17 protein-coding genes are annotated in these 20,696 nt (G+C 35.7%); 11 read left to right on the forward strand and 6 right to left on the reverse strand.

Annotated elements, in window-relative coordinates; genetic code table 11:
- Nucleotides 1-3 precede the first annotated feature (3 nt).
- From CG11_RS27550 to CG11_RS27560, 3 genes are all read left to right on the forward strand, one after another.
- Nucleotides 4-882: a biotin-dependent carboxyltransferase family protein gene (locus tag CG11_RS27550; protein WP_052600133.1), complete on the forward strand. Its 879-nt coding sequence runs from the start codon at nucleotides 4-6 to the stop codon at nucleotides 880-882.
- Nucleotides 883-1,198: 316 nt separating this feature from the next.
- The gene (locus tag CG11_RS27555; RefSeq protein WP_052600134.1) at nucleotides 1,199-2,383 is read left to right on the forward strand and encodes a DUF748 domain-containing protein; all 1,185 of its coding nucleotides are present in this window, start codon (nucleotides 1,199-1,201) and stop codon (nucleotides 2,381-2,383) included.
- 110 nt (nucleotides 2,384-2,493) lie between these two features.
- The gene (locus tag CG11_RS27560) at nucleotides 2,494-2,901 is read left to right on the forward strand and encodes a DUF4332 domain-containing protein (RefSeq protein WP_052600135.1); all 408 of its coding nucleotides are present in this window, start codon (nucleotides 2,494-2,496) and stop codon (nucleotides 2,899-2,901) included.
- Nucleotides 2,902-2,995: 94 nt separating this feature from the next.
- Here the strand turns inward: CG11_RS27560 and CG11_RS27565 are convergent, their stop codons facing one another.
- The 3 genes from CG11_RS27565 to CG11_RS27575 all read right to left on the reverse strand — a co-directional run bounded on the left by CG11_RS27565 (nucleotide 2,996) and on the right by CG11_RS27575 (nucleotide 7,938).
- A complete protein-coding gene (locus CG11_RS27565) occupies nucleotides 2,996-4,006 on the reverse strand; it encodes a hypothetical protein (protein ID WP_052600136.1) in 1,011 nt (336 codons plus the stop codon).
- A gap of 84 nt (nucleotides 4,007-4,090) precedes the next feature.
- The gene (locus CG11_RS27570; RefSeq protein WP_052600137.1) at nucleotides 4,091-5,548 is read right to left on the reverse strand and encodes an aminoacyl-histidine dipeptidase; all 1,458 of its coding nucleotides are present in this window, start codon (nucleotides 5,546-5,548) and stop codon (nucleotides 4,091-4,093) included.
- Nucleotides 5,549-5,736: 188 nt separating this feature from the next.
- Nucleotides 5,737-7,938 carry a radical SAM protein gene (locus CG11_RS27575; protein WP_052600138.1) on the reverse strand — a complete coding sequence of 734 codons (2,202 nt, stop codon included), beginning with the start codon at nucleotides 7,936-7,938 and terminating at the stop codon, nucleotides 5,737-5,739.
- A 210-nt stretch (nucleotides 7,939-8,148) separates the two neighbouring features.
- On the opposite strand from CG11_RS27575, the gene CG11_RS27580 reads away from it, so the two are divergent.
- From CG11_RS27580 to CG11_RS27590, 4 genes are all read left to right on the forward strand, one after another.
- Nucleotides 8,149-8,727: a Crp/Fnr family transcriptional regulator gene (locus tag CG11_RS27580; RefSeq protein ID WP_052600139.1), complete on the forward strand. Its 579-nt coding sequence runs from the start codon at nucleotides 8,149-8,151 to the stop codon at nucleotides 8,725-8,727.
- A gap of 3 nt (nucleotides 8,728-8,730) precedes the next feature.
- Entirely contained in the window at nucleotides 8,731-8,907 is a 177-nt protein-coding gene (locus tag CG11_RS30300; protein ID WP_156039947.1) for a hypothetical protein, read from the forward strand.
- 216 nt (nucleotides 8,908-9,123) lie between these two features.
- Nucleotides 9,124-9,708, forward strand: a complete 585-nt coding sequence (locus CG11_RS27585) for a YceI family protein (RefSeq protein WP_063833232.1) — start codon at nucleotides 9,124-9,126, stop codon at nucleotides 9,706-9,708.
- A gap of 273 nt (nucleotides 9,709-9,981) precedes the next feature.
- Nucleotides 9,982-10,665 (forward strand): hypothetical protein, encoded by a 684-nt coding sequence (locus tag CG11_RS27590; protein ID WP_052600140.1) that lies wholly within the window; start codon nucleotides 9,982-9,984, stop codon nucleotides 10,663-10,665.
- Nucleotides 10,666-10,677: 12 nt separating this feature from the next.
- Here CG11_RS27590 and CG11_RS27595 read toward each other — a convergent pair whose 3' ends face one another.
- Nucleotides 10,678-12,372, reverse strand: a complete 1,695-nt coding sequence (locus tag CG11_RS27595; RefSeq protein ID WP_052600141.1) for a WYL domain-containing protein — start codon at nucleotides 12,370-12,372, stop codon at nucleotides 10,678-10,680.
- Nucleotides 12,373-12,807: 435 nt separating this feature from the next.
- Between CG11_RS27595 and CG11_RS27600 the strand changes: the two genes are divergently transcribed.
- From CG11_RS27600 to CG11_RS27620, 4 genes are all read left to right on the forward strand, one after another.
- Nucleotides 12,808-13,323: an ankyrin repeat domain-containing protein gene (locus tag CG11_RS27600; RefSeq protein WP_052600142.1), complete on the forward strand. Its 516-nt coding sequence runs from the start codon at nucleotides 12,808-12,810 to the stop codon at nucleotides 13,321-13,323.
- 161 nt (nucleotides 13,324-13,484) lie between these two features.
- Nucleotides 13,485-15,653: a TerD family protein gene (locus CG11_RS27605; protein ID WP_052600143.1), complete on the forward strand. Its 2,169-nt coding sequence runs from the start codon at nucleotides 13,485-13,487 to the stop codon at nucleotides 15,651-15,653.
- A 1,133-nt stretch (nucleotides 15,654-16,786) separates the two neighbouring features.
- The gene (locus tag CG11_RS27615) at nucleotides 16,787-17,554 is read left to right on the forward strand and encodes a hypothetical protein (RefSeq protein ID WP_156039948.1); all 768 of its coding nucleotides are present in this window, start codon (nucleotides 16,787-16,789) and stop codon (nucleotides 17,552-17,554) included.
- A gap of 210 nt (nucleotides 17,555-17,764) precedes the next feature.
- The gene (locus CG11_RS27620) at nucleotides 17,765-18,925 is read left to right on the forward strand and encodes an RtcB family protein (RefSeq protein WP_052600146.1); all 1,161 of its coding nucleotides are present in this window, start codon (nucleotides 17,765-17,767) and stop codon (nucleotides 18,923-18,925) included.
- A 282-nt stretch (nucleotides 18,926-19,207) separates the two neighbouring features.
- Here CG11_RS27620 and CG11_RS27625 read toward each other — a convergent pair whose 3' ends face one another.
- Together CG11_RS27625 and CG11_RS27630 are read right to left on the reverse strand one after the other, a co-directional pair.
- The gene (locus CG11_RS27625; RefSeq protein ID WP_052600147.1) at nucleotides 19,208-19,570 is read right to left on the reverse strand and encodes a DUF6122 family protein; all 363 of its coding nucleotides are present in this window, start codon (nucleotides 19,568-19,570) and stop codon (nucleotides 19,208-19,210) included.
- 100 nt (nucleotides 19,571-19,670) lie between these two features.
- Nucleotides 19,671-20,390, reverse strand: a complete 720-nt coding sequence (locus tag CG11_RS27630; RefSeq protein WP_052600148.1) for a hypothetical protein — start codon at nucleotides 20,388-20,390, stop codon at nucleotides 19,671-19,673.
- Nucleotides 20,391-20,696 lie beyond the last annotated feature (306 nt).

Below are 20,696 nucleotides of genomic sequence, written 5' to 3' on the forward strand. Positions count from 1 at the left end.
CTTATGTCATCACTCGTACAAATACTTTTTCACAAAGCAGGCTTGCAAACCACAATACAGGATTCGGGACGTTGGGGCTACCAACACTTGGGTATCCCTGTTGGAGGCGCAATGGATAAAGCTGCCGCCCGAAAAGCAAATTGGTTAGTTGGCAATAAAGCCACTGCCCCTGTCCTTGAGATAACGATGTTGGGTCCTGTTATAGAATTTAAAGGGGCGGCTCAAATTGCTATTACAGGGGCTGATATTTCGCCTGTTATCAACAAGAAAAAAGCTCCTATGTATCAAACCATCAATCTAAAACCATCTTCTATCCTATCTTTTGGTGCGTTACAAACAGGTTGTCGAGCTTATTTGGCAATTGGTGGCGATTGGCAAGTTGCCAAGTGGCTATCGAGTAGTAGTTCTATTCTATCAGGCACAACGCCGCTCCTCCCTCAAAGCAACATTCAAGCTCAACAGATTATTTCCATTCAGCCAAGAACATTTATTTCTAAGCGACACATCACTAAAGAACAGCGACCTTCCTATACTAATTTAGTGCCGCTTAGAGTTTTGAGAGGTCCTGAATTTGAGACTTTTTCAAGAACAAGCATTGCTGCCTTTTTTAGCCTCCAACATAGAGTGTCCAATCATTCCAATCGAATGGGGTATCGTTTGGAAACCATACTTCCTGATTGCAACTTGGATGAAGAGTTAATTTCTTCAGGAATTATCCCTGGTACTATTCAAGTTTCTAGTGCTGGTCAACCTATTCTATTAATGAACGACGCTCCAACAACTGGTGGCTATTATCGCATCGCTACTATTTGCAGTGAAGATTTGGATAAAGTAGCACAGCTCAAACCTAAAGATCTCATATATTTTCAATTAAAAATATAGATTACCTTAATGCTTTTTCCTAAAAAATGTCCTTTTTCGCATCAAAAAGCTGCTTTTAGTTGTTGTATGTTTATAAAATTATTTCCCAAATTATAGATTTTTTTAGTTGTAGATAGTCCTAACAATGCTTCATGGATTTTTAATCTTATTTCGCAAAACACAAAACCTACGAAGTACTGTGATAGAAATAAGTTCTGACGTTCATCCCCAAATCTACGTTTATACTCTCCCTATAAAACACACCACTCTGTAGATTTATTTTATTTCGTTCGAGCAACCTATCTAAACTAGAAAATTACATTTCAAATAAAAAAACATGCCTAGCACAGAAAAAAAACATACAAAAAGAAAGAGAGTAGCCAAATGGGTCATTGGAATTGTCCTTGTATTAATTGCCATTCGCATCGCCTTACCACACGTTATCAAATGGTACCTCAACAATAGAGTTCTCAATCAAATGAAAGATTATCGGGGTCACATCGAAGATGTCGATTTGGCATTGTGGCGAGGTGCTTATATGATTGACGACTTGGATATTGTCAAAATAGGAACAGAGATAGAAGAGCCTTTTGTTTACGTCAAAACAATTGATTTGTCGGTACAATGGAATGCCTTGTTCAAAGGTGCTATTGTGGGAGAGATTGTTGCAACCGACCCAACGATAAACTTTGCATTTAGCAAAGATGAAGATAAATCTCAAACGGGTAAAGAACAAGACTGGATTAAGATTGTTACCGACTTAATTCCTATTCGAATTAACCGATTTGCCATTGATAATGGTACGGTAAAACTGGTCAATCTTTTTGCAGAGTTGGAAAAAGCCAATGACTTAAATTTAGATCAAATTAATCTAGAAATTCTGAACATACAAAATGTAACTGATTATTCTGTTCCCTTGCCTACTTCACTCAATGCCAGTGCCCATACTCCAGGATATGGTGGTCAGTTGGAATTAACAGCCAAAACTATGTTTTTGAAAGAAATTCCTGATTTTGATTATAACCTAAAATTTGAGCATGCTAAGCTTGTCGAATTCAACCCACTCATTGAGCACTATGCTGATATGAATGTAGAGGAAGGTGTCCTTAGCCTATATAGTGAGATGGCTATGAAAGATGGTCATTTTGAAGGCTATTTCAAACCCTTATTAGAAGATTTGCGAATTTTTGATTGGAAGGAAGAAAATCGAGACTTTGGACAGTGGATCAAAGAGTTCTTTTCTGAGGGAACCAAAGAAATTTTTGAGAATCAAAAAAAGGAACAATTTGCTACTCGTGTTCCCATTAAAGGAAATTTAGGTAATGTCAAAGCAAATATTTGGTTGACCATTATAAATGCCTTTAAAAATGCTTATATTGATGCTTTTCAACACAAATTAGATCAAACCGTAACGTTCCAAAAGGTAGCGTTATCAGAGGATGCTAAAGCGGAAAAGGACAAGAAAGGCTTTTTTCAAAGAGGAATTTTTGCTAAGAAAGATAAAAACTCTAATAAGAAATAACACCACTCCACTGCAAATCCATATCAACTTAATTATCAAAAGGATATGCCTTTTTCTATCTTAAGTCTAAATACTAAAAAAGCAATGGAGTATTAAAATAAAATGCAACTATGAATAAACACATTATTGACATCGAAGGCATCGGACCTAAATATGCCGAAAAACTAAATGCTGTAGGCATTACTACAATTGACGAATTGCTAGATAAAGGAAGTACTCCTTCTGGAAGACAAGACCTAGAACAAAGCACGGGCATTGACAAAAAACGTATTCTAGACTGGATTGGCATGGCGGACTTATACCGTATCAATGGGGTTGGTAAACAATTTGCTGAATTGCTAAAAGTAACAGGTGTTGATACGGTTAAAGAACTAAAAATGCGCCGTCCAGAAAACCTTTGCGAGGCTTTAGAAAAGACGAACGAAACAAAAAAATTAACTCGAGCTGTTCCTTCCTTACCGCAAGTCAAAGATTGGATTCAGCAAGCCAAAATATTAGAAGCACGCTTGACATACTAACTTCCTAAAACACAGAATGCTCTATCCAAACGATAGAGCATTCTGCATTTTTTATAGCAATGCTTTTTTTCTAACAGTGTCTTCCAGCATATCTTTAAGAGTAAAACATCTCTTCTCGTACTTTAAATTCTAACAAAATTTTTAGCTGATAAAAATCGCTGTCTAAGTTTACTTTTCTCGCCAAATCCATAATATTATCAGAAATATACTTATCAACCCAGCCATACAAAATCTTATACAGATCTAAAAAAGAAACTCGACTCGTTTTTATAAACTGTATTGGATGAGGGGCATCTATGATGCGATATCGTATCAAACTCTTGAAGACTTTTAAACGATATTCCAAAGCACCTTTAGTTTTCGTTTCTCGAATAATATTATACAAATCTAAGAAGCTAATCCCCAAATTTTGCATGGCAATATACGTCCAATAATCTGTCCCTGTTCCACCTCCCAAGCATTCCCAGTTTTCATCCCATAGCACCCTCCAAAAGAAATCTTTTCCTGTATCTCCACACAAAGAAAAAGCCAATACAATACCACCATTACAATCTGTAGAAACGATGCTACTTCCCAGTTTATAAAAATGAGATAAGATGTCGTACTGGTCGCTCACCTTACAAACTAACGAAGGAGAAAATTCAGAAAAAAGACTTTTGCCATAACAACCTTCTATTTCTTTGTTTAACTCGCTTTGGTGGTTGCTACAATCTAAATGAATAAGACCGAGAACCGCATTTTGGTTCAAACTATGGTCATTTGAATTTAAAGCGTAGCGAAGCAAAACATCTCGACTTTCTTCCAAGCCAAGGTATCCTAAAATATGTAACACTTCCTCTGGATGACCTGATTTTAGCACCCCATTTTTGAAGGAGTGTTTCCACAGTTCTTTTGCATCAGACAATGTCCCAAAATCATATAATAAGGTTAGAATATACCCCACATGATTCGTTGTTGGGTTTTGATGGTAATATTCCATTAAAGTGGAAACATCTTCTTGTGTTCCTAATCTGCGTATGGTGTATACATAACTAGATACTATTGCATAGGCAGGTGCATCTGTTTTTAAATAGTTTATTAATAAATTTGTATTAGAATGTAGCATTAATTTTATTATTGAGTTGCAATCTGAATTTTTAAAAATAAACCATTACAATTATTTCCAAATTGCAGCAAATAATAGTAATTCTTAAGAGGCTTCAGGTATTCTTTTTAAGGTTGCCAACAAATAATCCCAAAACTTTTGTACAGAGCTAATTTGTACTTTTTCATCTGGTGAATGCGCCCCACGAATATTAGGGCCAAATGAAATCATTTCCATATCAGGATAATTCGTTCCCAAAATACCACATTCCAAACCAGCATGACAAGCGTATACATGTGGTGTTTCTTGATACATTTCTTGATACAAATTGCTCATAATTTTGATAATATCTGCATTGGGATTGGGTGCCCATCCTGGATAAGCTCCACTTAATGTTACCACTGCACCAATTAATTCAAACGTGTTCACAATTGCATCTGCTTCGTCTTGTTTCTCCGTATCTACCGAACCTCTCGTCAAGCAAAGTACTTGATACGCACCGTCTTTTAGCAATACACGAGCAAGATTATTAGAAGTTTGTACTAGATCTGAAATTTCTGGACTCATTCTATAAATTCCACAAGGGCAGGCATAAACGGCTGCTAAAAATTGTTTCTGAAATGTTTTAGAACATACAACACTAGGAACATCACAAGGTTCTAAGATAAGTTTTAGGTCAGGATCTGTTGCCTTATATTCATTTTCAAGAATTGCTTGCCATTTTTCTACAAAAGTAGACAAATGCTGACTATCAGTAGTTTCAACAGCAATGGCAGCAAAAGATTCTCGAGGGATAGCATTGCGCAAACTACCTCCGTCTATAGAAGCAATTCTTATGTTCGCAACCTTATTTAAATTATACAACAAACGATTCATCAATTTGTTCGCATTTCCTAAACCTCTGTGTATATCCATCCCCGAATGTCCTCCTGACAAGCCCTTAATTGCTAGCTTATAGCCTTTATAATTTTCAGGTGTTTTTTCTACTTCATATGTCCCTTTAGCTGTTACATCCACTCCACCAGCACAGCCAATTGTCAACTCATCGTCGTCTTCTGTATCTAAATTCAACATAATTTTAGCATCCAACAAACCTCCAACTAAGCCCATTGCTCCTGTCATCCCTGTTTCTTCATCAATTGTAAACAATGCTTCTAGTGGTGGGTGTGCAATGTCTGTCGATTCTAGCAAAGCCATAATTGCAGCCACTCCAATACCATTATCAGCACCTAATGTTGTTCCGTCTGCTTTTACCCAATCACCATCTATCAACATCTTAATTCCCTCTTTATCAAAATCAAAATCCGTATCGGCATTTTTTTGATGTACCATATCTAAATGGCTTTGAAGGACAACAGTCGTTCGATTTTCCATTCCCTCCGTAGCTGGTTTCTTGATAATAACATTCCCTACTTCATCAACATGCGTTGGTAATCCCAAATCTTCCCCAAACTTTTTTGCAAAAGCAATGACACGTTCCTCTTTTTTAGAAGGACGAGGAACCGCATTTAAGTTTGCAAAATTTTTCCAAAGTGCCTTGGGCTGTAAATCTTGAATTTTCATAATTTTGTTTTTAAGTGTATGTTTTTTAATTCTTTTTTTTCGGCAAAAACTAAGTAATCGCTCAGAAATAGCTACCAATTAGAAGTAACTAACTCATCAACCTTCATACTAAAAAAGTCTGATAATCAACTGCGAAGCACTCATACTGTAAGCCAAAAAAAAACAACGGAGTATTATTAATAATATACCTAACAAATTAACAATCCGTTTAAACTCAACTGCTCCCAAATATCTGAATTTATTAGCTCCTGCATTGTTCCCATTCCTGTTGCTTCAAAATTTTCTTTTATCTGTTTAAATGTCCAAGTAGACGTGTTATCGATTTCTAGTGCTACCAACATTTCAGACAACCACTCTGCCATTTCTACGGATAGCTCCATCACCCAATCGTTCTGTTTGTTATGAAAATGCAATGCTGCCAGTTCCTCCACTCCGTCTTCTGTTTCCTCTTCAAAGAAAGAAAAAATAGGACGCCCGCCTAACCAAAATATCATAGCATTTGAACGAGGCATTTTTAAGGGTTGATCTAATGCCTTGTAAATATAGTCTGACACAATACTTGTAGCGGGAGTTTCAAAATCAAACCAATCAGCTAAATCAACATCAAAGGCATTGCCGTGCATATAATTAAACAAAGCCGTTTTTAATCCTTGCGAAAACAATTCGTGCTCTGCTCCTGTCAAGTCTTCATGATACAAATCATTATCCGCAAAGCCTCCAAAATCTGGTCCCATCCGTGTCACCATATATTTATCGGGTACCAATCCAACTGGACTGTGTGCGGTCATTGCAAATCGGTGCCAAAAACCAGATTGTACCACACCTTGCTCAAACAATTGGCGAACCATTTCCAAAGCATCGATTGTTTCTTGCTCTGTTTGGGTCGGAAATCCATACATCAAGTAGGCGTGTACCATAATCCCTGCCTGTGTAAAAGCATCACAAACACGAGCTACTTGTGCAACTGTTACCCCTTTTTCCATCAATGCCAATAAGCGATCAGAGGCGACTTCTAACCCTCCTGATACAGCAATACATCCCGATGCTTTTAACAACTGGCACAAATCGTAGGTAAAACTCTTCTCAAAACGAATGTTCGTCCACCAAACAACCGTCAACTTTCTTCTAATAATTTCTAGAGCTAAGTCTCGCATCAAGGCAGGAGGAGCCGCTTCGTCTACAAAATGAAAGCCATTTTGCCCTGTTTGCTCTATAATAGTTTCAATTCGATCACAAAGGATAGTCGCATTAACAGGCTCGTAACGTTGAATGTAATCTAAAGAAATATCGCAAAAGGAGCACTTCCCCCAATAACAACCATGAGCCAATGTCAATTTATTCCAACGACCATCACTCCACAAACGATGCATTGGATTGACAATTTCTATAACCGATAAATACTCATCCAACAGCAAGTCACTATAATCTGGAGTGCCAACTTCTCGCTGAGCAACATCTTTCTCTATGGCATTATTATAATAAGAAACAACACCTCCTACCCTAGCAAAAACACGTTTAAGTTCACTAGCAGGACGCTGACCATCCAAGTGTTCTAATAAAAACAACAAGGGAGCCTCTCCATCATCTAAAGACACATAATCCAAGTAGTCAAACAAACGCTCATCTGACAAAGAACGCAATTCGGTGTTGGCATATCCTCCTCCTAAAACTACGGTAATATTAGGGTGATTCGCTTTTAAATACTGACCACATTTTAGTGCTGCAAAAAGATTTCCAGGAAAAGGTACCGACAAACAAACGACAGAAGGGTTGTAATCTTCTATCTTATGCTCTAGCAATTGAATTAAAATATCTGAAATAAGGCTATTTTCCTCTTGCAGTGCTTCGTGCAACGGGTCAAAATGAGTTGCCGTTCGTCCCAAACGCTCTGCATAGCGGCTAAATCCAAAGTAAGGATCAATGCACTCTTTGATTAAATCTCCTATATCTTCTAAGTATAAGGTCGCAAAATGACGTGCTTTATCTTGTATCCCCATTGTTCCAAATGCCCATTCTAAGTCATTTAAACTTTGAAAGCGACTGGCTTCTGGCAAGAAGGTTCGGCTACAAATATGATGTGCTAAGGTAGGGTTTTGATGTTGCAAAAACGCAACAGTTGGGGCAATAGTCTCTATATAACTTTCTTGTAAGTGGACAATACGTTGACCATTGGCCGATAAATCTGCCCACTCAAAGTTTTCTTCTATAATTTCAAAAATTGTGGTTAGACCTTGAGGCGTAAATAGCTGTAATATAGTCTCTATTCCCAAATCGGCTTGATTGGAAACAATGTTTTGGGTGTTTAAGAATCCTTTTAAATAGGCCGTTGCTGGATAGGGCGTATTTAACTGTGTAAAAGGTGGTGTTATGAGTAGTACTTTTGTCTTCAAGGTGCAATGTTTTTTTGCAAAAGTAATACTTTTTTAGTCAGACTATTGGACATTATTCAAGTTAATTTCTAAGCACTGTCTATAAAAGTAAAACTAAGTACTCCATTAGTAATTTATCAAAAGATGGAATTGAAAATATCCTAAAAACAAGTTATCTTATCGATCTTTTCGCACCTTATTTTACTAGACAATATCTAAGGACGTTTTGTTATGATTGATTTACTTTATCAAAATATCAGAAGAAGTGTTGCTATTTCTCAACAAGAAGTAGAACAATTTGAACAGCTATTGCAACCCAAAACTTTAGCCAAGAATGATTTTTTTGTTCAAGAAGGAGATACTGCCAAGTATTTAGCTTTTGTGCTTTCTGGTGGTTTGTATTCTTATAGTATCGATGATAAAGGAGAAAAACACGTCCTACAAATTGCCTTAAAAGAACACTGGATAACCGATCCTTATAGCTTTTTTTCTCAACAAGGCGCTTTGCATACTGTTCAGGCGTTATTTGAAACAAATGTATTGTTAATCAGCAAAGAAAATCACGACAAAGCTTGTAATCAATTCCCTCATATCGAACGTTTCTTTCGCTTATTGGTACAGAATGCTTATGTTCATTTGTTACAACGAGTGGCGCAAATTAATAGAGATACTGCCGAGGAACGGTATCTAAAACTAATTCAAACACACCCAAACCTTATTCAACAAGTGCCTCAGTATTATATTGCCTCTTATTTGGGAATTAAGCCACAGTCTTTGAGTAGAATTCGTAAAAACTTATTAAAAGAATAAACCATGATGGAAGAAAATTTGGAAACACAAATGGCTGCCGTACAACAAGCACTTCAAATTGCGATGGAATACCAACTTGAAGTAGAAGTGGTCACATGGGCGTTGAAGGCAATGCAAGAAAACAATACCATAACGATAACAGAAGCCTTAACTATTGGGGTGAATGAGTGGGTAAAGTGACAACCATTTCAATCGCTACTAAAAAAGTAGGTATTCCTTTAGAGCGAATTTTTAAGTAAATTTACGTTTGTTAACATAGGTGAATGCATAGAAATTTGAGATCGTGTTTCTTTGTGGTATTAAATACAACAGCTCATCAACAAGCTTTAGGATTTTTTTGTAAAAAATCAAAAGCAACGAGCTACTAAAGATTAAAAACACGTAAAATAAACAATCATGAAAAATGCAATCAATCTAGTTCTTTTCCTTGTTCTAAGCTTTTCTATCCAAGCACAAACTACTTGGAAAGTCGATCCTAGCCATTCCAAATTAGGTTTTTCTGTTAGTCATTTAACTATTTCAGAAGTAGATGGAGAATTCACAAAATTTGACGGTACCTTAAAAAGCTCTAAAGAAGATTTTTTGGATGCCCAAATTAGTTTTTCAGCCAATGTAAGTAGTATTAATACAGGCAATACATCAAGAGATCAACATCTGAATGCAGAAGATTTTTTCTATGCTGAAAAGCATCCTAAAATAACGTTTGAAAGTACTTCTTTTAAGAAAAAAGGAAATGGGAAATATGAACTAAAAGGAAAATTAACCATGCGTGGTGTCACCAAAGACGTTACTTTTGAGGTGAAACATGGGGGTGTTATCAAAGATGCTTATGGCAACACAAGAGCTGGTTTTTCTGCCAAAGCGACCGTTAATAGAATCCAATATGGAGTTGCTTGGAATGCCAAAACAGAGCATGGTGGCTGGACTGTTGGAGAAGAAGTGGAGTTAAACATAAAGGTAGAATTCATCCAACAAAAATAGGAACTAACGAGATACTTTTGTTTTAAAAGGCTGCCTTTTTAGGTAGCCTTTTTTTATGGTTAAAATGGCAGCAAACCAATACATTTAGCTATTTTACAAACACATATAAACACACAAAAAACAAACACGATTCACTAACTTATCTTTTTTTTATCACAAATCTTTTTTTTTACATTGTTTCATTTATAAGGAACTTTTATATTTGAACTTGCAAACATTTTAAATAAAATAGCAAACAAGAACCAATTTCCCACAAAATTTTTATCCATCAACATGAGATATTTAATTCTAATTTTCACCCTATCATTCTATACAAGCATAATACCTGCTCAACCTACCCTTTTAGCTTCTGTTGAGTATGTAGAAATAAACAACGCTACAACAGCTCCCCCTGTCGAAAAAAGAAAAGCCAAAAAGAAAAAAAAGCAACAAGTCAAAAAACGATTCAAAAAGCCAAACAAAACGAAAAAAAATCCCAATCGAGATTGGATTAAAGTTGGTTTATTGTTTAATCTAATTGCTACTTCTAGTACATTGACTTTCTTTTTAATTCTAGCTTTAGTGCTCACAGGAATAGAAAAAGCTATTGCTTTATTTAGTATGTTGATTGCCTTGGGATGTTTCTTAGTATTTTTGATAATATTCCTTATCTATATGCTTACCGAGAAAAAAAGATTGGCAAAAAAAACCGTTATAAAAAAATCTGAAGCAGCTTTAAAAGCTGAAGTGCCTTATCTGAGTGAGGAAAAAGTAAATCGTTATTTGGAACTCAATAATGAATTGACTGCTATAAAGATACAAAGAAGTAATCTTCTTCGAACTCAAAAAGAAAGAGGTCGTATTGCTACAAAATTAGAAATTCGAGAATTAGATGTTCAAATAAAACGTATCCAAGCACAAATTTCAGAATTGCGTAGACAAAACAAAACAATAAAAGTTCGCAGAGAAAGAAGCTAACAAAGAAGGCTATCAAAACTTCATTTGTTCCGTCCATTGCAACTCTTTGGGCAAGTGCTTTGAGCTAAATTCTAAATGTAAGACTCGACGTCGTTTGGGAGCCGAAGCTATTGAAAAACGCGTCAACAACAAAGCACTTGTTACCAAGGCTGTTCCACTATACAAATCTAAGGTATAAGGGTTGCTGTTGTTGCTCAACAAATCAATCTCTTCTTTTGTGAACCGTTTCTTATGAGAACCTGCCAAAACCAGTTGCTGTGCATTGTCTTCCTTAACATCATCCAAATGAATCCGCACACAAAACACACGACCAACCCAATCATCAGAAATGGTCTTTGAGACATCAATGGACTTTGACAAAGTATCAATACTTAAATTGTTCATTTGATGCCACGCTTGATGCGGTAATTGGTTAGGTGCTTTGCTAAAGAAAGTGGCTTTTACCAAGAAAGCATTGGGGTCTATGTGCTTGATTAACCGAGTTAGATTTCGATTCATAATCACCTTAATTAAAGTGGGGTGCTCTAGAAGCAATTGCCGAAAAACGCCGCTTCCATTTTTTAAATCTTCTCCTATTTTTTTATGCAGTAAACTCCCCAATTGCTTAATTTCTCGTTGGCTATACAAATGATTTAAAACAGCGTATCCTTTGTGTTTTAATTTTTGCCCTGCTGCTCGCAAACCACGCTCTGTAATTTCTGTATTATACAGATCAATATTGGCATTGATGCGCTCTTTTATTTTTCGTCGCAACTTTTCGGGAGCTAAAACTTTTACACCTTCTCCAAAACCTAGAATAGCTTTTTCTAGTTCAAAATTATGCTGCACTTGTAATGCAATCGTAATTCCATAGTGGTCTTTTTCTATCAATTCTTGAGAATGATGCAAGGGCTTTGTCAACACATAAGGAGCATGCTGATAATTAACATACAAAAGCACTTCCTCTACTTTGGCCGTCGGGCTAACAGAAACCCCAATTGCATTTTTAAAATAAATTTCTGCATCAAACCCTTCTTCCTCCTTAAACCACAATTCACTTGGTTCAATCCCCTCTATTCTATCCAAAGCCAAATTCATAATTCCTACTGTTCCTTCTCTAACACCGATCAAAAACCAACGATTTCTAAACTCTTTTAGCAAATAAGGATGGAACTCAAACCGATTTGCTTTTCTAGCTTTAAACGATTGATACGTTATTTTGAGCACTTGTTTTTTGATAATAGCTTGATACAAGGTATCCAAATACTCCAAACCTTTTAGGTTGTCATTTTTTTCAAAATCAATAACAGGTTTGGTCGCTGTTTTTTGAGAATAGATGTGGTCTTCTAGCTTCTGAACCATACCATCCAACTCTTTAAAATGAGAGAACCCTTTGAATTGCTTCATAAATGCCACGGCATCTGTCAGCATACTTAAATCTTGATCTGTTAACGGAATGTTGGTGATACTATAAGTGGGTTCTTCATAGGTGTAATAACGCTTATCAACAACAATAATAGGAGCATTATACCCTAGTTTGTCGCTGCGCATTATTTGAATATCTCCTTGAACAGTTCTCTTACTAACCCCTTTGTCAATTCCTTCGTATTCGTACAAAGCATCCGAGCAAGCCTCTATCAAATCATCCAATGTCCACTTTCTATAGCGATTTTGGAGGCATTTATCAATTGTTTTATAACGAATAAGCGCATTTCTGTTAACTGGCATTGGGAATATTTTAATAAAATAGTGCTAAAAAAACATACTCCACACAAAAAACAAAAAAAACACAAAGCACTAACTAACAATAATTTACAACAAAAAAAACAAAGAATATATTTTTTACTACTAAAAATTAATACTCCGTTGATTTTTTAGTTTTTCTATAAAAAACATAAAAAAGCATCTTGTATCAGTTTGATTATCAGCCTTTTACTACAAAAGTCAATAGAAATACATCTTACTGATAATCAAACTGATACGATTTTTCAACGGAGTAATGAAAAATAAAAATAGACAAAATTATTAACTACGCAAAAAGATTGCGCACAAGTATTTCATCTTTGTTTTATCAACAAACACTAAGAGAATAAATAGAACTAGATAGATCATTCGCCCCTGCTCAAAACGGAGCAGGGTGCAACAATAAAATATTACCTAACAATGGCTTCTAACCTGACATCTTATAATTTGGTCATCCATGCATTGAGGCAAGGTTCAACAATTGATTGGATCAAGTTAGCCAAAAAAATCCATGACTTTCCAAATGGTTGCGATGCATTCATTGGTCGAAGATGGATTACCAATGCTATTGATTGTGGTTCTTTCCAATCGATTGTTTGGATGCTTTCTCAAGAAGTTGATTTGAATTTTGTAGACGAAGAAGGGTACTCTGTTTTACATTCTTGCATCGACAGATATTTGCCGAGCAAATACACTATCATGCAATTATTAATTGACTACAACGCTCCTATTGACATTGGAACAAAAGAACATCAACTGGCTGTGAATGGTTGGTCTCCCTTGCATATGGCAGTAGCTAGAAAAGATATACAAGCAGTTCGATTACTGTTAAAAAACGGAGCCAATACAACGTTAAGAACTTGCATAGATAACTATGCAACTGCTAGAGAAGAAGCTCGATACTATGGGTATTTAGACATAGCAGCATTACTATAATACTTGGTTGATTTTTCAATAGAGTGATGTTACGATAAACATACATTTGACTATAAAACGGCTGTGTGTCCGACTGATTTAGGTGCTTGGTTGCAACCCAAGATAAGAAGGTTTGATTCCTTCCACAGCCTCTATTTTAATACCATTAAACACTAGTTACCATGAAAACAATCGCATTAAATAGATTGAATATTTTAGGAATTGCAAAGGGAAATGGTCTTAGCCAAGCGCATCAACTTACCTTTTTGGCAGAGTTGGCTCAATTAGGTTATCGTATTACCAACCCAGAGATACTACAAGAAGTTTCTAGTACTTTTTTAATGGATTACAAACACTTGATGAGCACCTTGACCAAAAAACGAGGTGGCGATGTGACGTATGTCCCTTTGTTTAAAAAATTTCCAGAGCAAGTTCCCAACGATGCTGTGTATTTTAGTAAACGAATCATTGGCTATATTGGAAATATCCTTGACCTCTTTCCCGATACTGTGGCATTAGAAAATGGTATTAAAGTACCTAAATGGCTATTTAATCTCAAAGAGTTTGGCGCAGACCCTATCTCTCAAATGCAATCTAAAGAGTTGTTTGATTTAGCGGCTGCTGAAAATATTTCTAAGAATGGTGATGCCCATGTCGAATGGATTAATTTGCGTATTGTACACGATGAAGATTTGGCGGATGAACTGAAGGCTTACTTGGCTCGTTTGGTTTATTCTAAATCTTCGATCAAAGAAGCTTTGCACGAGGATCTATACGAATTGCTAGATTTTTTTGGTGCCAATGACTTAGATAGTGATTTAATCGTTTTTAAAGAAACGAAAGCTTTGCTGATGCAATATTTTTGGAAAAAAGAGGAGTACCAAGCGGTCGCTCAATTGGCAAAAACAGCAACAGATGTCTTGCGTTTATTCGCAGCTCTTACTGGTTCTGATGTTAGTCTAAATCAAAAAATCAAGTTTCCTAAATTACCAAGAAAAGCTCGAAAAGTTGTTTTGGCTATTTTAGAAAAATCATCTGGCTTAGCAGAGGACTTGAATAAATACAAAGGACTTTGGCTAGAAATTGGACGCTATTTGCACCCTTTTGAATACAGCAAGCAATACCCACGTACGGCTGAGGTCTTTGATGCTTTGCGCAATGGAAAAATTGAAACCTACCATTCTAAAACAGAGCAATTATTAGCCTTGGCAGAAGTAGATGCATTGTTAAAACATTTGGAAAACAAACCAGGTGTCTATGCCCGAAAATTGCACGAGGTACTTCGACGTTTTCCTAAAGAGTTGGATAAAATTTTGGCTTCTTTTGAAAAAAATATCGCCAAGGTAGCTTTGAAAAACTTATTGGTAATGCAAGCCTATTTTTCAGAAATTAATGAGGCTGCCTATCGCACGGTTGTTAACAAAAAAGGAAAGATGAAGGTTCTAACTAACAATGCTTTTGCTGCCCTTTCGGAGCTTCAGATTGATAAAGTTATGCTTTGCATTCAAAAAGCAATTAAAACTGCCTTGACTGACAAAGAACCTTGGAACGAAGAAACTGTCTGGATTGATCCTGAATTAATGAATTATACGATTCCGTTGCAACAACGAAAAAGTTCAGATGGCATCTTAACCGTTGGTAAAGGAAGTCGTATTAAAACAGATTTTTCTAAAGTATTGCGCTTGTTTATTTATTGGAAACAAACCGCTGTGCGAACCGATTTAGATTTGTCTTGTATCCAATTTGATGAATACTTCAACTATTTAGGGCATGTGTCTTATACCCAACTTTTTAGCAATGGTATTGTACATTCTGGTGATGTTCAGTCAGCACCATACGGGGCTGCAGAATTTATAGACATTACGATGTCTAAATTAAAAAAGAAGGTACGTTACTTAGCGGTTCAAGTGCACAAATATTCAGGAGAACACTTCCGAGATATGGATTGCCACGCAGGTTGGATGTTGAGAGACAAGGCAACTTCTGATATAAAAACTTTTGATATAAAAACAGTTGCCAACAAATTTGACTTGAATGGTGTCGGAGGATATGCCGTACCCTTAATGGTCGATATTGCAGCTCAAGAAATCATTTCAACAGATTTGTATGTTTCTAGCGTTCAATTTCATAATAATGTAGAAGGGTCTGTCAATGATGTGGCTCTTTTGTGTGCACAATTGGCAAACTTTACCAAAACACGACCAGTTATTGGCACGTTAGCACAGGCACATGCTGCTGCTCGAAATGCGCAATTGACAACCTACAAGGAAAATGCTAGCATTACGTTTGGTGTAAAAGACTGTACGTATAACGCAACGGATGTAGAACAGATTTTAACAGAATTGATTTAAGTAATTTATTTTACTTTGGTTGAGTTCGTCAAACTGCTCCCATGAGCAGCTCGCTTTCTAACTCGAACTAGGTTTGGGTTAGGAAGCCCATGCTCAAGCATTATCTATGGCATATGATAAAGCTTCCTTCTACTACATAGAAATTGTTTTTCTAACAAATAGGTTTATCAATTTTCTACGAGATAGAATCAATTTAAACTAGTGGCTTAAAAATAGCTTCCTTCTAACACCTTGACTTTTAATCAACATAGCTATTTTAGTTTCCACTAATAATAAAAAAATCCTTAGTGCTTCAAAATAATAGCACAGTAGGAACTAAAGTTACACCAATACAATTATTATACTAACAAGAGGCTTAGATGTTATTTCCTTCTTTAGGTTCGACTCCTAACTCGTTTTGGTTATACAATAACATCCCTTCCCTCTTTTAAAAATTATAACGGACTATAACACACTTCCTTCTACCACTTCCAAACTGACAGTGTGTTTCTTTGCCGTTTTTGTTAATAATACTCTGTTGATTTTTTTATGAAAAAGCAAAAAATCAACAGAGTAATGTGTTAAGTAACGATAAAAATAGTCTTTCGATTTACAGCAAGATTTTTGAAAACTTATTTTTTGAACGTTACTAAGAATAGATAGCTTGTGTGTAGGACTAGAGAAAATTTCCTTCTTTGCCTTCCACGCTACAGGTGGTGGTTCGAGTCCACCCTTTGTTTTCCTTCGGGCAAACAAAGTAGTTCAACTGGTAGAACAGTATATAATTTTTTGGATTACTTATAATACAAGCTTATTTTTTTATAGAAACACAGCCAAGGTGTTGTGCAAAAAATAATGGACTAAAAGTTATTTCCTTCTAAAAATCACGGATCTGGAGGTCAAAGGTTCAAATCCTTTCTCATTGAGTAGCTCAGTTGGTAGAGCACCAGATTAAAATAATAACTTTAATTACCATTTTTTTATCAAAAGGTAGGGAGGTTCTTTTGCCAAGCGGTTGAATAGATAGAAACACCACACAGGTAAATAAATTAAAAATATCTTGTATTAGATTTTTCAACAAAAATGCGAACTAGTAGTAATCCATTTTGCCTGTTTTTATTTATAACAATCCATTCTTTCCTTACATTTTAGCTATGAAATCTATCTATTCCATACTTTTTTATTTAAGTATCTCCAATTTTATCTACGCTCAATCAGCCAATAGTTCTTTGGAATTCATGAAATATGCGCCCAAAGATATGTTTTCTGCTGATTTTAATCCTTCTAGCCTATCTGACCAATTTTTGGAGCCCAAAAGCAATGTTTTTGGGAATGGTTTCTTTGTAGATGGTATTATTAGTGCTGGAGCAGCTATCAGTGCTTATAATTACCATACCAATCTACCAGAGCCCAATGCTTATATTGTTAGTTCTACAGATATTGTTACTGAAAACTCATTTAGACTAGGCAATAAATGGTATTTTAAAAATAATAAGAAAATCCAATCTGGCATTCAAATTATTTGGGCTAGAATAGGTTCACTTATTCCCCTTGGAACAAACAATCAAAGCTCTTTTTTCCCGATTACTTATAAAATGAATCCACTCAACATTGGTTCTACTAACTTTATACAGTTATCCGAAAAAAATGGTCTTGAGTTAAACTTGAATGCAGGACTAACCACTAGTTTTGCCCAGCGCCTAGGCAATAACCTTAATTCTAATTCGGCTGCTTTGGTACAGTTTGGTCTCTCTGTAAATCCATCCGTTAAATTCAGACTAAAACGTTTTTCCATAGGTCTTGATATTCAATACATACATATGTTTCCAGGTTCAATCTATTCAAGCGATGGCACTCAATCGACCTATAATTATGATGTTAATATATTACTATTTGGAGCAACAATAGGGTGTAAGTTCTAAGTAGTCGCATTATTTCTAAGTTTAATAGTTTTTAGAATGGCAATCAATCTAGTTATTGATTGCTTTTTTTTATTAAAAAATTCTTTTTCCAGAACTACGCAACAAGGCTGCGCACTACTATTTTAGTTTTGTACTATCATCATTAAATAACCCGCTGGTTTGATATTTTGACTAGTTTCATAAAATCAGCAGCACAACGATACAAAACTTATGAAAAAAGTAATTTCAACAGAGAAAAAGCCTATTAAATTATGGTTGACAGATTTAGAAGATGGCGCATTGGAACAAGCTAAAAATTTGGCAAACCTACCATTCACATTTAAACACATTCCTATTATGCCAGATAGTCATCAAGGTTATGGCATGCCTATCGGCTCTATTTTGGCAACCAAAGGAGTTGTCATACCTAATGCTGTGGGGGTTGATATTGGCTGTGGAATGTGTGCCATGCGTACAAGTTTAACGCACGTTTCTAAAGAAAGCTTAAAAAAGACATTAACTATTGCCCGCACATTGATTCCTCTAGGTTTCAACTGGCATGCTGAACCTCAAGATGAAACATTAATGCCACAAGGATATGAAGATTTGCAAATTGTCTCTCGTGCATACCCCAAAGGGACTAAGCAAATTGGCACACTAGGTGGTGGCAATCATTTCATTGAAATCCAACAAGGTTCTGATGGTTATATTTGGATAATGATCCACTCTGGTAGCCGTGCTTTAGGGCATACCGTTGCACAACATTACAACAATTTAGCAATTCAAATGAATGAGCGTTACCACTCTGTGGTCACCAAAAAAATGGAGCTAGCATTTTTGCCTATTGAGACACAAGAAGCAAAGGATTATATCGCTGAAATGAATTACTGTATTGCTTATGCTTTGGCGAATCGAAAATTGATGATGACACGAATGGTTGAAGCACTTACAGAAGTTATAGGGACATTTGATTGTGATGAAATTATTAATAAATCACACAACTTTGCTGCTTGGGAAAAGCATTACGGAGAAAATGTTTTGGTTCATCGAAAAGGAGCTACACGTGCCTTCAAAGACGAATTAGGAATGATTCCAGGATCACAAGGGACTAGCTCTTATATTGTCAAAGGTCTTGGCAACCCTGAATCTTTTATGTCTTGTTCGCATGGAGCAGGGCGAAAACTAGGAAGAAAACAGGCGCAACGTGAACTAAATTTAGCACATGAAATTGAATTATTAAACCAAAAAGGCGTCATTCATGCCATTCGACATACCTCGGATTTGGATGAGGCAACGGGGGCTTATAAGGATATTGATATCGTCATGGAGAATCAAAAAGATTTGGCTGAAATTATGGTTCAATTAACTCCTTTGGCCGTTCTTAAAGGATAGTCAATAATACTAAATACTAACTCGCTCTATTTTTTAGAGGGAGTTTTTTTAATAAAAAAATAGGATACACAAACCCCCTTCGTGTATCCTAATAATTAGACCTTTGGGTCCCCTTTTACTATTAGAAATCATTTTGATTTCCGAGGGTAAAGATGTAGAATTTTGTATCAGGATGACAGCTCATTTGTGCCAAGAAGTTGCCAATTCTTGCCAAACTTTAAAAAGTTAGACGACCGTTTTTTTTCTTTTTCATAGCTTAACTACCTAATTAACAACCGTTCATTAGTGCATTGTTCTATCCAAGGATTGAATATAAGTACTCCACATACAATCTTGATAATCGGTCAACATATGAAATAATAATCCCAAACCTATTATTCTCGTTTTTGGAAAAAAACACAGAAAACAATACAATAACATCGCTGGCCAAGTATGCAAGGGATGGAAACCTATGCTACATCGATTGGGATCAAAGATAGGATTAGCCAACAAATGGTCTGCATCAACTACAATTGTCAACGCCATTAACAACCATGCTTTTCGCCATTTGTCTCTAAAAAAAATATAAGCAAGAATACTAGGAGCTATAAAATGTAATCCGTAATGAGTTAAAAATTGAAGTAATTTAAGTGTGGATATATCCATTCATTCTTTTGAGTTTGAAATAAAAACGTTTCTGAGCTTGCTTGTGATTTTAATTGCAACAAAACAGCCACAAAGATGAACCACCTAAATAAGCAACCTTCTAAGGTCTTAATTCTTTTAGTAATGAATAAAAGTTTTCCTCTGTTTCTAAAGAATTAATAGACAAATCTGCTCCGTGTTCTCCTAAAAAAGTCACAGTTCCATTGTGTTCGACTTCAAAATCCCAATAATGCGTATCGCCACAGGCTCCCTCACAACTTCCCGTGTGATAAATGTAAGTAATCACATAGCCACCCTCTATTTCTTTTAGTCGGATATCGTCTTTATTCAAATCTGCACTAGGGAGTTCAACCATCCAAACATGATCCAAATAAGAAATTTGACTAGCAATAAATTTCATATTAATTGCTCTCACACTAGAAAGGTCTAAAACCACGTAAGCATCCGTAGTTTCAACCACACTTAGTGAAAATTCATAGTTAGGAAAGATTTTTTGAATAGGGTTTTCAGAAATAGCTTCACTCCATTCTGCTTCTCTGCCCAAAATAATTCGAATATTCGAAACATTAGCTGTTGGGCTCGTGTGAATACGATATTGATGCGCAACCGCGGTTGCCGCAACATAAGGACTTTGCGCAATAGCAACCAAAGCGTCCTCAATAGAATAAACTAAATGCTCAGATATTTCCCCTGTAGATTGGTTGGCTACTAATCGAGCAGCCAGTTGAACAGCATCTTGCGCATAAGAGTCTTCTTGTGCTTGAGTGGTAGGCAAGAAAGATATAATAGATAAGATGGTAAGTATAAATAATCTCTTCATACTCTATTTTATTTTGAGCGTTCTTTTAGCAACACACCACCACAACCTACTGACTACTAATAATTTGCTAACTAAAATCAGAAAAACAGCCTAAATTTTATTTTGAGTTTTTTACAAAAAATACTTTTAAATACTATAATTTGTCACTCAATTTTTTTTTTGTTTGGAATCAATAGGATGTTTATCCTATTAAATTTTATTCCTATTTTTAGAGGCTACTTGTCGGTAGTGATGTAGATTGTATGATAAGTTAGAAAAAAAGACAATGAAGACTATATTTGTAAGATGTGTTCAATATCTATACAA

The organism is Aureispira sp. CCB-QB1 (genome assembly GCF_000724545.1).
In the GTDB taxonomy this organism is placed as follows: Bacteria; Bacteroidota; Bacteroidia; order Chitinophagales; family Saprospiraceae; genus Aureispira.